This is a genomic window from Streptomyces sp. NPDC006687 (assembly GCF_040636215.1).
Lineage (GTDB): Bacteria > Actinomycetota > Actinomycetes > Streptomycetales > Streptomycetaceae > Streptomyces.
In genome coordinates, this window is record NZ_JBEYJJ010000004.1 from 207990 (window position 1) to 219462 (window position 11473).

Sequence of the window (11473 nt, forward strand, 5' to 3'; positions counted from 1 at the left end):
ACTGACGGACAGCACGCATGACGCTAGGCGGATCATCAGTCAATCGCCAAACAGACGAGCTAATTTGTTGCGTACGCCACACCGCATACCTGAAACCACACCACCAAACGGACAAAGAGGGACCCGGTGGACGCTCCACCGGGCCCCTCCGAAAACGCTCCGGCCGTTGGTCAGTTGACGGCCATCGGCCGGTCAGTTGCCGACGACGGTGACCTCACCGATGCCGAGGGCCCGCACCGGCTCCTCGATCTGCGCCGCGTCGCCCACGAGGACCGTGACCAGCCGGTCCACCGGGAAGGCGCTCACGACCGCCGAAGTGGCCTCCGCCGTACCGGTTTCGGCCAGCCGCGCGTACAGCCGCGCCTGGTAGTCGTCCGGCAGCTCCTGCTCCACCTGGTCGGCCAGCGTCCCGGCGACCGAGGCGGCCGTCTCGAACTTCAGCGGGGCGACCCCCACCAGGTTCTGCACCGCCACATCGCGCTCGGCGTCCGTCAGGCCCTCGGCGGCGAGGGTGCGCAGCACCTGCCACAGGTCCTCCAGCGCCGGACCGGTGTTCGGGGTGTCCACCGAGCCGCTGATGGCGAGCATCGAGGCGCCCTTGCCGTCCGCCGTGGAGCGCAGCACCTGGCCGAAGGCGCGCACGCCGTAGGTGTAGCCCTTCTCCTCGCGCAGGACCTTGTCCAGACGGGAGGTCAGGGTGCCGCCCAGGCAGTAGGTGCCGAGGACCTGCGGGGCCCAGACGATGTCGTGCCGGTCGGGCCCGATCCGGCCGATCAGCAGCTGCGTCTGGACCGCGCCGGGCCGGTCAACGATGATCACGCGGCCCGTGTCGTCGGCCGTGACGGGCGGCACCGGCCGGGGGGCCGCGGTGTCGCCCGTCCAGGCGCCCAGGGTGTCGGCGAGGACGGCGTCCAGGTCGATGCCGGTCAGGTCGCCGACGACCACCGCCGTGGTGGTGGAGGGGCGTACGTGGGCCTCGTAGAAGGCGCGTACGGCGGCGGCGTCGATCCGGGCGACCGTCTCCTCGGTGCCCTGGCGGGGGCGGGACATGCGCAGCGAGGCCGGGAAGAGCTCCTTGGAGAGCTCCTTGGCGGCGCGGCGCTGGGGGTTGGCCTGCTCGTGCGGGATCTCGTCGAGCCGGTTGCGCACCAGGCGGCCGACCTCGCCCTCGTCGAAGGCGGGGGCGCGCAGCGCCTCGGCGAGCAGCCCGAGCGCCTTGGCCAGGCGGGAGGCGGGAACCTCCAGGGAGACGCGCAGGCCGGGGTGGTCGGCGTGGGCGTCGAGGGTGGCGCCGCAGCGCTCCAGCTCGGCGGCGAACTCCTCGGCGGAGTGCTTGTCGGTGCCCTCCGACAGGGCGCGGGCCATGATGGTGGCCACGCCGTCGAGTCCCTCGGGTTCGGCGTCCAGCGGCGCCTTGAGGTTGACCTCGACCGCGACGACCTGCTGGCCGGGGCGGTGGCAGCGCAGCAGGGTCAGGCCGTTGCCGAGGGTGGAGCGCTCGGGGGCGGGGAAGGCCCACGGCGTGGCCTCACCGGCCTGCGGACGCGGGTGGAAGGTCATCGTGACGGCTGCGGTGTCGCTCACTGCTCCGCCCCCTCGCTCTCGTGGCTCTCGTCGCTCTCGTCGGTGTCCGCGGCGCCGGGCAGCGGCTCGTAGACCAGCACCGCGCGGTTGTCCGGGCGCAGCCGGGCCGCGGCCACGGCCTGCACCTCCTCGGCGGTGACGTCCAGGACGCGCTGGACGGCCGTCAGGGCCAGCTGCGGGTCACCGAACAGCACCGCGAAGCGGCACAGTTCGTCGGCGCGGCCGGCGACGGTGCCCAGCCGGTCCAGCCACTCGCGCTCCAGCTGCGCCTGCGCGCGCTCCATCTCGTCGGCCGTGGGGCCCTCGGCGGCGAACCGGGCGAGCTCCTCGTCGACGGCCGCCTCGATGGCGGGCACCTCGACGCCGCTGGAGGTCTTGACGTCCAGCCAGCCCAGGGAGGGCGCGCCGGCCAGGCGCAGCAGGCCGAAGCCGGCCGCGACGGCGCTCTGGTCGCGGCGGACCAGGCGGTTGTGCAGGCGGGAGGACTCGCCGCCGCCGAGGATCGTCAGCGCCACGTCGGCGGCATCGCACTCACGGGTGCCGTCGTGCGGGAGCCGGTAGGCCGCCATCAGCGCGCGGGCCGGGACCTCCTCGACGATCTCCTCGCGGAGCTGGGCGCCCATGATCTCGGGCAGGCTGCCGTCACGGGGCGGCTGCTTGCCGTCGTGCGCCGGGATGCTGCCGAAGTACTTCTCGATCCAGGCGAGGGTGCGCTCGGGGTCGATGTCGCCCACGACCGACAGGACGGCGTTGTTGGGCGCGTAGTAGGTGCGGAAGAAGTTCCGCGCGTCCTCCAGGGAGGCGGCGTCCAGGTCGGCCATGGAGCCGATCGGGGTGTGGTGGTACGGGTGGCCCTCGGGGTAGGCCAGGGCGGTCAGCCGTTCGAAGGCCGTGCCGTACGGGACGTTGTCGTAGCGCTGGCGGCGCTCGTTCTTGACGACGTCGCGCTGGTTCTCCATGGACTCCTCGTCCAGGGCGGCCAGCAGCGAGCCCATGCGGTCCGCCTCCAGCCACAGGGCGAGCTCCAGCTGGTGGGCCGGCATCGTCTCGAAGTAGTTGGTGCGCTCGAAGCTGGTGGTGCCGTTCAGCGAACCGCCGGCGCCCTGGACGAGCTCGAAGTGCCCGTTGCCCGGTACGCTCGCCGAGCCCTGGAACATCAGGTGCTCGAAGAGGTGAGCCAGACCGGTCCGCCCCTTGACTTCGTGGCGTGAGCCGACGTCGTACCAGAGGCAGACGGCGGCGACCGGGGTGAGGTGGTCTTCGGAGAGCACCACGCGCAGGCCGTTGGCCAGCCGGTGCTCCGTCGCTGTCAGGCCGCCGGAGCCGGCCTGAGCTGTGGCCGTGTGACCCATGGGCATGTGGTCCCTTCGATCGCGATGCAGAGATTTCTTATCGACCTGCCACTGTATGCAAGCGCGCAGGTGCGCGGAGAAGTTCCCGTCCCCGGCCCCGTCCGGCCGGGGACCCGGCTACCGCCGGGAGGGGCCCCCATCCAGGGGGTCGCCCAGGGTCGGGGTCGGCGTTGTCGGTGGCTGGGGCCACAATGGTCCGCGTCGACCCCGTCGCACACCCCGCACGTACACCCCCCGATATCTTGGTTAGGAGCGCCGCAGCGATGGCCCGCCGCAGCACGAAGACCCCGCCGCCGGAGGATTTCGAGGAGCGGATCCTCGACATCGACGTCGTCGACGAAATGCAGGGCTCCTTCCTCGAGTACGCGTACTCGGTGATCTACTCCCGGGCCCTGCCGGACGCCCGGGACGGCATGAAGCCGGTGCACCGGCGCATCGTCTACCAGATGAGCGAGATGGGCCTGCGCCCCGACCGCGGCTACGTGAAGTGCGCCCGTGTCGTCGGCGAGGTCATGGGCAAGCTCCACCCGCACGGCGACCAGTCGATCTACGACGCCCTGGTGCGCATGGCCCAGCCCTTCTCCATGCGGCTGCCGCTGGTCGACGGGCACGGCAACTTCGGTTCCCTCGGCAACGACGACCCGCCGGCCGCCATGCGGTACACCGAGTGCCGGATGGCCGACGCGACGTCGCTGATGACGGAGTCGATCGACGAGGACACCGTCGACTTCACCGCCAACTACGACGGCCAGGAGCGCGAGCCCGTCACCCTGCCCGCCGCCTATCCGAACCTGCTGGTCAACGGCTCCTCCGGGATCGCGGTCGGCATGGCGACGAACATGGCCCCGCACAACCTGGGCGAGGTCATCGCGGCCGCCCGCCATCTGATCCGGTACCCGGACGCGGACCTGGAAGCGCTGATGCGCTTCGTGCCCGGCCCCGACCTGCCCACCGGCGGCCGGATCGTGGGCCTGTCCGGGATCAAGGACGCCTACGAGACCGGCCGCGGCACCTTCAAGATCCGCGCCACGGTGTCCGTCGAGGACGTGACGCCCCGCCGCAAGGGCCTGGTCGTCACCGAACTGCCCTTCGCGGTCGGCCCCGAGAAGGTCATCGCGAAGATCAAGGACCTGGTCGGCTCCAAGAAGCTCCAGGGCATCGCCGACGTCAAGGACCTCACCGACCGCGCGCACGGCCTGCGCCTGGTCATCGAGATCAAGAACGGCTTCCACCCCGAGGCCGTACTGGAGCAGCTGTACAAGCTGACGCCGATGGAGGAGTCCTTCGGCATCAACAACGTGGCGCTGGTCGACGGCCAGCCGCTGACGATGGGCCTCAAGGAGCTGCTGGAGGTCTACCTCGACCACCGGTTCGAGGTCGTGCGCCGGCGCAGCGAGTTCCGCCGCGGCAAGCGCCGCGACCGGCTGCACCTGGTCGAGGGCCTGCTGGTGGCCCTGCTCGACATCGACGAGGTCATCCGCCTCATCCGCGACAGCGACAACTCCGCGCAGGCCAAGGAGCGCCTGATGGAGCGCTTCTCGCTGAGCGAGATCCAGACCCAGTACATCCTGGACACCCCGCTGCGCCGGCTCACCCGCTTCGACCGGATCGAGCTGGAGTCGGAGCGCGACCGGCTGACCGCGGAGATCGAGGAACTGACCCGGATCCTCGATTCGGACGCGGAGCTGCGCAAGCTGGTCTCCTCGGAACTGGCGTCGGTCGCCAAGAAGTTCGCCACCCCGCGCCGGACCGTGCTGCTGGAGTCGGCCGGTACGCAGGTGGCCGCCGTCCCGCTGGAGGTCGCGGACGACCCCTGCCGGGTGCTGCTGTCGTCCACGGGCCTGCTGGCCCGTACGGCGAACGCCGACCTGCTGCCGGTGGACGAGGGCGCGGCCCGCGCCAAGCACGACCTGGTCGTCTCCCAGGTGGCGGCGACGGCCCGGGCCGATGTGGGCGTGGTGACCTCCTTGGGACGGCTGCTGCGGCTCTCGGTGATCGACCTGCCCCAGCTGCCGGACACGCACGCCGCGCCGAACCTGGCGGGCGGGGCGCCGATCGCGGAGTTCCTCTCCGGGCTGCTGGCCGACGAGACGGTCATCTGCCTGACCTCGCTGGACGAGTCCTCGCAGGGCCTGGCCCTGGGCACCGAGCAGGGTGTGGTCAAGCGGGTCGTGCCGGACTACCCGGCGAACAAGGACGAGCTGGAGGTCATCACCCTCAAGGAGGGGGACCGGATCGTCGGCGCGGTCGAGCTGCGCACCGGCGAGGAGGATCTGGTCTTCATCACCGATGACGCCCAGCTGCTGCGCTACCCGGCCGCACAGGTGCGCCCCCAGGGCCGCCCGGCGGGCGGTATGGCGGGCATCAAGCTCGCCGGGAACGCCAAGGTGATCCACTTCTCGGCGGTGGACCCGGCCCGTGACGCCGTGGTGTTCACCGTGGCGGGCTCGCAGGGGACGCTCGACGGCTCGCCCGCCTCGGGCAAGCTGACCCCGTTCGACCAGTACCCGCGCAAGGGGCGGGCCACGGGCGGCGTGCGCTGCCAGCGGTTCCTGAAGGGTGAGGACACGCTGGTTTTGGCCTGGGCGGGCAACGCCCCGGCCCGCGCGGCCACCGCCGGCGGCACCCCGGCGGCCCTCCCGGCCCCGGACCCGCGCCGCGACGGCTCGGGCACCGCGCTCCCGTCGGGGGTCGCGGTTCTGGCGGGGGCGGCACTGTAGGACCGTACGGCGGCATTCGGGTGGTGCGACCGGGGGGACGTACCACCCGAATGCCGACTAGTGTTTTCCTTCCGGGAGTCGGTGGGGGGAGACACAGCTGATGACTCGTCAGGCGGGCGGGGTGATCGGGGACTGGGCCGAGTCCCAGCGCCGGCAGCAGCAGACGCAGGTGATCCAACAGCGTGAGGCCGAGCGCCGGCAGCGCGCCTACGAGCGCGACGCGAACCGCAGCCACCGGCAGTACCGCGAGGCCGAGGCGGCCCGCCGCACCGCTGAGATCGAGGCCGAGGTGGAGACGCTCAAGGGGCTGCTCGTCGCGGGATGCGCGGCTCCCCCGTTCCGGGTGGCCTCCCTGGTGCGGCCCGAGTGGTTGCAGCCCTTCGACCCCGGAGCACTGGGGCAGCCGGTGCCGATGCCCCGCATCGAGGAGTTCCGGCAGCAGGTCGGCAGCTGGCCGGCGGGCTCGCAGCAGCGGGCGCAGGCGGAGCGGGAGGCGCACGACCGGTACACCGCCGCCTGGCAGGCGGCGAACGCCGCGGAGGCGCAGCGCCGGCAGCAGCTGGCGTCGTACCGCGAGCAGTACGACCGGTGGGCGGCGGAACAACTCGCCGGGGTGCGCGCCCACAACAGCGGCCTCGCCGCTCTGGCCGAGGCCCTGCGCGCGGGTCGCGCCGACGCGGTGGTGGAGTACTTCTCTGCCGCGCTGTACGCCTGCGCCGCCTGGCCCGAGGCGCTGCCGCGCCAGGTGACGGCCGCCTACGACCCGGCCGCGCGCCAGCTGGTGCTGGACTGGGAGCTGCCGGGGTTCGCGGTGGTGCCGGAGGCCAGGGCGGTCCAGTACCTGCCGAGCATGGACCAGGACAGGATCAGGCCCCGGCCCGTGACCGAACGCCGCGGCCTGTACCGGGAGCTGCTGGCGCAGTGCATGTTGCTGGTGGTGCGGGAGCTGTACGCGGCCGACGAGTTCGGGGTGCTGGATTCGGTCGTCGTCAACGGGTTCGTGGACTGCCACGATCCGGCGACCGGGCAGGAGGCGAGGTTCGTGCTGTCCACCCTTCCGGCCGGGCGCGGCGCCTTCGCCGGGCTCCGGCTGGAGCAGGTCAGCCCGGTGGACTGCCTGGTGTCGGGGCTGGGCGGGCAGCTGTCGGCGCGCCCCGACCAGCTGACGGAGGTGCGTCCGGGGCGACGGCCCGACGAGGTCGGCGGAGGCGTCGTCAGCCACGGCGGGCACGCCGGAGGTGACGAGGACGAGCCGGACCTCTTCACCATGGACCCGATCGCCTTCGAGAACCTGGTCGCCGAACTGTTCCGGGCCATGGGCATGGAGGCGGTGACCACGCAGCGCTCCGGCGACGGCGGGGTGGACGTCGAGGCGCTGGACCCGGCCCCGATCCGGGGCGGGCGGATCGTGGTGCAGGTCAAGCGCTACCGCAACACCGTGCCGCCGACGGCGGTACGGGACCTGTACGGCACGGTCCAGGACAAGGGGGCGAACAAGGGGGTGCTCGTCACCACCGCGTCCTTCGGGCCCGGGTCGTACACCTTTGCCAACGGCAAGCCGCTGGAGTTGGTTCCCGGGGCGGATCTGGTGGAGCTGCTGCACCAGTACGGGCTGCGCGGACGGCTGGGCCCGGCCGCCTCCGCCGGCCGCCCGGCCTCCGGGCCGCCCGTGACGGCCTCCCCGGCGCCGACCCTGGTCGACACACCGCTGGCCCCGCCCGCCGAGCACAACGTCCTCGGTATGCACTGGTCGGGGACGGTGGCGCTGGACGTGTGCGCGCTGGTCTGCACGGGCGGCCGGGTGCTGAGCGAGGAGCACTTCGTGTTCTACAACAACCCCTGTACCCCGGACGGCTCGGTCCGCTCCCGCCCGCACTCCGCCCCGGACCGGGCCGCGCTGGAGGTGGCCTTCGACGCGCTGCCGGCGCAGGCCGACCGGCTGGTGCTGGTGGCCGCGGTGGACCCCGAGGCCGATCCGGACGCGGACCTGGCGGGCTTCACCGACGCCCATATCCGGCTGCTGGACCCGGCGGGCGGGGAGCTGGGCCGCCTGGAGGTCTCCGACGGCCGCGCCGGTGAGACGGCCCTGGTGCTGGGCTCGTTCCGGCGCCGGGCCAACGGGGACTGGGACTTCGTGATCGGCGGCAAGGGCTACCGCGAGGGCCTGGGGGCCCTGCTGGCCGACTTCGGGGTCGAGGTCGCCTAGGCCGGTCCGTCGGTGGTGTCCCCGGCGGGGTCCTCCTCCGCCGGGCGGGGGGCGTAGCGCAGCACTCCCCACATGCTCTCGGGGCGGGCCCGGCCGGGGTCCGGCTCCCGGCAGGCTTCCAGTGCGGCCAGCAGGGCGGGGCCGTCGATGCCCCGGCCGATGAGGACCAGCTGGGTGCGGCGCGGCTCGCCCCGCCCCCAGGGTCCGGGATCGAACCGCAGGAAGCGGCCGACCGCGTGGACCTCGTAGCGCTCCTGGTGGCCGGGGACCCCGAACCAGACGAAGCCCTTGATGCGGTAGAGGCCGGCGGGGCGGCCGTCGAGGAAGTCGATGAACCGGCGCGGGGAGAGGGCCTGGTCGGTGGTGAAGGAGACGCTGTCGTAGGCGGTGTGCGCGTGCCCGCCGTGGTCGCCGTCCTCGTGCCCGTGGTCCCCGGCCTCCGCGAGCAGGTCCTCGAAGGAGAGCTGGCCCCGGGTCTCGGTCCAGGGGCGGCGGTCGAAGAGCAGCTCCGGGTCGATCCGTCCGTGGTCGGCGCCGACGAGCGGGGTGCCGGGGGCGGCGAGCGCGGCGACCTCCGCCTCGATCCGGGCCCGTTCGGCGGCGTCCACCCGGTCGGTCTTGTTGAGCACCACCAGGTCGGCGACGGCCAGGTGGCGGTCGGTCTCCGGGTGCGCGGCCCGGGTCGCGTCGAACTCGGCGGCGTCGACGACCTGTACGAGGCCGCCATAGCGGACGGCCGGGTTCTCGTTGGCCACGAGCATCCGCACCATCTCCTGGGGCTCGGCGAGCCCGCTGGCCTCGATGACGATGACGTCGATGCGGTGCGCGGGCGCGGCCAGCTTCTCCAGGTACGCGTCCAGCTCGCTGCCGTCGACCGCGCAGCACAGGCAGCCGCCGCCGAGCGAGACCATCGAGTCGCCGACCTGGCCGGCCACCGACATCGCGTCGATCTCGATCGAGCCGAAGTCGTTGACCACGACCCCGATGCGGGTGCCGCCGCGGTGGGCCAGGAGGTGGTTGAGGAGCGTCGTCTTGCCGGAGCCGAGGAATCCGGAGAGGACGACGACGGGGATGGGCTGGACGCTGTTCACCCGGACGATCGTAGTCAGCCCAGCGGCGGTACGGGCTGGGGCGGGGTGGGGCCGGTGTAGCGGGCGGCCGGACGGATGATCTTGGAGTCGGCGGCCTGTTCCAGGACGTTCGCGCTCCAGCCGACCACGCGGGCCGCGCAGAAGGTGGGGGTGAACATCTCGCGCGGCAGCCCGCACAGCTCCATGACCACGCCCGCGTAGAACTCCACGTTGGTGTGCAGTTCCCGGCCCGGCTTGAGCTCGGCGAGGATCTCCTCCACCTGCCGCTCGACCTCCACGGCGAATTCCACGAGCGGCCCGCCGAACTCCCGGGCGATGTCCCGCAGCATCCGCGAACGCGGGTCCTCGGTGCGGTAGACAGGGTGCCCGAAGCCCATGATCCGGTCGCCCGCGAGGACCCGCTCGCGGATCCAGGGGCCGATGCGGTCGGCGGTGCCGATGGCGTCGAGGGTGTCCAGGGCCCGGCTGGGCGCGCCGCCGTGCAGCGGGCCGGAGAGGGCGCCGACGGCCCCGGTGAGGCAGGCCGCGACGTCGGCGCCGGTGGAGGCGATGACGCGGGCGGTGAAGGTGGAGGCGTTGAAGCCGTGGTCGACGGTGGAGATCAGGTACCGCTCGACGGCGCGGGCCTTGACGGGGTCGGGCTCCTCGCCGGTCAGCATCCACAGGTAGTTGGCGGCGTACGGGAGGTCGTCGCGCGGGGCGACCGGCTCCAGGCCCGCTCCGAGCCGGTGCAGGGCGGTGAGCAGGGTCGGTACGGCGGCGCAGGCGGCGAGCGCGTCGGCGGCCCGGCGGCCGGGGTCGAGGTCGTAGACGGGGCGGAATCCGGCGGAGGCGCCGAGGAGGGAGAGCGCGGTGCGCAGGCCGGCGAGGGGGCCGGAGAGGGCGGTGGCCCGGGCGAGGGCGGGCAGGGCGTCCCGTACCTCGGCGGGGAGGTGGCGCAGCGGGGCGATCTCGGCGGCGAAGGCGTCCCGCTCGGCGGGTCCGGCCGGGAGGGTGCCGCGGAACATCAGGTGCCAGACGTCCTCGAAGGTGCGGGAGGCGGCCAGTTCCACGGCCGAGTACTGGCGGTAGTGGTAGAAGCCTTCGCGGCCACGGACGTCACCGAGCTGGGTCTCGGTGACAACGACTCCCGCGAGACCGCGGGGCACTTCGACGGTGGTGTTCATGGATCGACCATCCATCTTGACTAGATCGATGTCAATATTGATTGAATCAATCTATGTAGGCTGGGACTCATGAGCGACGACCGCCCGTCCGATGCCCCCTCCCGACGGATCAGTACGCAGGAGGCCGCCCGGCTCCTCGGGGTGAAGCCGGCGACCGTGTACGCCTACGTCAGCCGCGGCCAGCTCGGCAGCCGCCGCGACCCGGTCGGCCGGGGCAGCACCTTCGACGCCGCCGAGGTGGAGGCGCTGGCCCGACGCAGCCGGCGCGAGGCGGCGGGCCCGGCCGCCGGGGAGCTGTCCGTGAGCACGGCGCTCACCCTCATCGAGAGCGGGCCGGACCGGTACTGGTTCCGCGGGGTGGACGCGGTGGAACTCGCCTCCCGGTACGCCTTCGAGGAGGTCGCCGAGTGGCTCTGGACGGGCACCCTGGTGCGGGGGGCCCGGTTCACCGCTCCCCCGGAGCCGCTCGCCGCCGCCCGGCGGGCGGTGGCCGCCATGCCCGAGCACGGCGGCCCGCTGGACCTGCTCCGGGTCGCGGTCGCCGCCGCCGCGGTCGCGGACCCGCTGCGCTTCGACCTGTCGGAGGAGGCCGTACTGGGCTCCGCGCGCTGCCTGATCCCGACGCTGGTCGGGGCCCTGCCCGAGGTGGCCCCGGCGCAGCCGGGCGACGGGCGGCTGGCCTGGGGGCTGTGGTCCCGGCTGACCGCGCAGGATCCCGATCCGGTGGCCCTGGACGTGCTGGACCTCGCCCTGGCCCTCCTGGTCGACCACGACCTGGCCGCCTCCACCCTGGCCGTACGGGTCGCCGCCTCCGCGCGGGCCCACCCGTACGCGGTGGTCTCGGCCGGGCTGGGCACACTGGAGGGCCCCCTGCACGGGGCGGCGGGCCGGCTCGCGCACCGGATGCTGGCGGAGGTGCTGGAACGGGGCGGCGCCGCACCGGTGGTGGCGGAACACCTGCGCGCGGGCCGCCGGGTGCCGGGGTTCGGCCACCGCCTCTACCACGGCGAGGACCCCCGCGCGCGGGTGCTGTACGAGCGGCTGGAGGAACTGCCCCGGGCGGCCGCCGCCCTGGGCGCGGCCCGGGAGGTGGCGGCGGTGATGGCCCGGCACGGGCTGCACCCGAACGTGGACCTGGCGCTGGCGGTGCTGACGCTGTCCTGCGGGATGACCGCCGAGGCCGGGGAGACGGTGTTCGCGGTGGCCCGGACGGCGGGCTGGATCGCGCACGCGCTGGAGGAGTACCAGGAGCGGCCGCTGCGGATGCGCCCGAGCGGCCACTACACGGGCCCCCGCCCGCCCCGCCCGACCCCCTGATCCCCGCGCCCCGGCGGCCCGGGGCCGCCGGAGCGCG

7 protein-coding genes are annotated in these 11473 nt (G+C 73.4%); 3 read left to right on the forward strand and 4 right to left on the reverse strand.

Annotated elements, in window-relative coordinates:
• Window positions 1-192 precede the first annotated feature (192 nt).
• Window positions 193-1560 carry a pitrilysin family protein gene (locus ABZ716_RS07395; RefSeq protein WP_358812787.1) on the reverse strand — a complete coding sequence of 456 codons (1368 nt, stop codon included), beginning with the start codon at window positions 1558-1560 and terminating at the stop codon, window positions 193-195.
• A 20-nt stretch (window positions 1561-1580) separates the two neighbouring features.
• Complete coding sequence (locus tag ABZ716_RS07400; protein WP_358812755.1) at window positions 1581-2936, reverse strand: pitrilysin family protein; 1356 nt, start codon at window positions 2934-2936, stop codon at window positions 1581-1583.
• A 263-nt stretch (window positions 2937-3199) separates the two neighbouring features.
• Between ABZ716_RS07400 and ABZ716_RS07405 the strand changes: the two genes are divergently transcribed.
• Together ABZ716_RS07405 and ABZ716_RS07410 are read left to right on the forward strand one after the other, a co-directional pair.
• Entirely contained in the window at window positions 3200-5656 is a 2457-nt protein-coding gene (locus ABZ716_RS07405) for a DNA topoisomerase IV subunit A (protein WP_358957336.1), read from the forward strand.
• A 100-nt stretch (window positions 5657-5756) separates the two neighbouring features.
• The gene (locus tag ABZ716_RS07410) at window positions 5757-7862 is read left to right on the forward strand and encodes a restriction endonuclease (protein WP_358957339.1); all 2106 of its coding nucleotides are present in this window, start codon (window positions 5757-5759) and stop codon (window positions 7860-7862) included.
• On the opposite strand, the gene ABZ716_RS07415 is transcribed toward ABZ716_RS07410, so the two are convergent.
• Together ABZ716_RS07415 and ABZ716_RS07420 are read right to left on the reverse strand one after the other, a co-directional pair.
• Window positions 7859-8953 (reverse strand): GTP-binding protein, encoded by a 1095-nt coding sequence (locus tag ABZ716_RS07415; RefSeq protein WP_358957341.1) that lies wholly within the window; start codon window positions 8951-8953, stop codon window positions 7859-7861. The two genes, ABZ716_RS07410 and ABZ716_RS07415, sit on opposite strands and share 4 nt — an antisense overlap.
• Before the next feature lie 14 nt (window positions 8954-8967).
• On the reverse strand, window positions 8968-10134 hold the full coding sequence (locus tag ABZ716_RS07420) for a citrate synthase/methylcitrate synthase (RefSeq protein ID WP_358957343.1): 1167 nt from the start codon (window positions 10132-10134) through the stop codon (window positions 8968-8970).
• A 54-nt stretch (window positions 10135-10188) separates the two neighbouring features.
• Here ABZ716_RS07420 and ABZ716_RS07425 point away from each other — a divergent pair, with 54 nt between their 5' ends.
• Window positions 10189-11436: a citrate synthase gene (locus tag ABZ716_RS07425; protein WP_358957346.1), complete on the forward strand. Its 1248-nt coding sequence runs from the start codon at window positions 10189-10191 to the stop codon at window positions 11434-11436.
• Window positions 11437-11473: the final 37 nt, after the last annotated feature.

What these genes read in the sequence shown, in the direction of transcription:
- ABZ716_RS07395 (WP_358812787.1), bottom strand. Translation starts at nt 1,560, where the DNA reads ATGACCTTCCACCCGCGTCCGCAGGCCGGTGAGGCCACGCCGTGGGCC.
- ABZ716_RS07400 (WP_358812755.1), bottom strand. Translation starts at nt 2,936, where the DNA reads ATGGGTCACACGGCCACAGCTCAGGCCGGCTCCGGCGGCCTGACAGCG.
- ABZ716_RS07405 (WP_358957336.1), top strand. Translation starts at nt 3,200, where the DNA reads ATGGCCCGCCGCAGCACGAAGACCCCGCCGCCGGAGGATTTCGAGGAG.
- ABZ716_RS07410 (WP_358957339.1), top strand. Translation starts at nt 5,757, where the DNA reads ATGACTCGTCAGGCGGGCGGGGTGATCGGGGACTGGGCCGAGTCCCAG.
- ABZ716_RS07420 (WP_358957343.1), bottom strand. Translation starts at nt 10,134, where the DNA reads ATGGATGGTCGATCCATGAACACCACCGTCGAAGTGCCCCGCGGTCTC.
- ABZ716_RS07425 (WP_358957346.1), top strand. Translation starts at nt 10,189, where the DNA reads ATGAGCGACGACCGCCCGTCCGATGCCCCCTCCCGACGGATCAGTACG.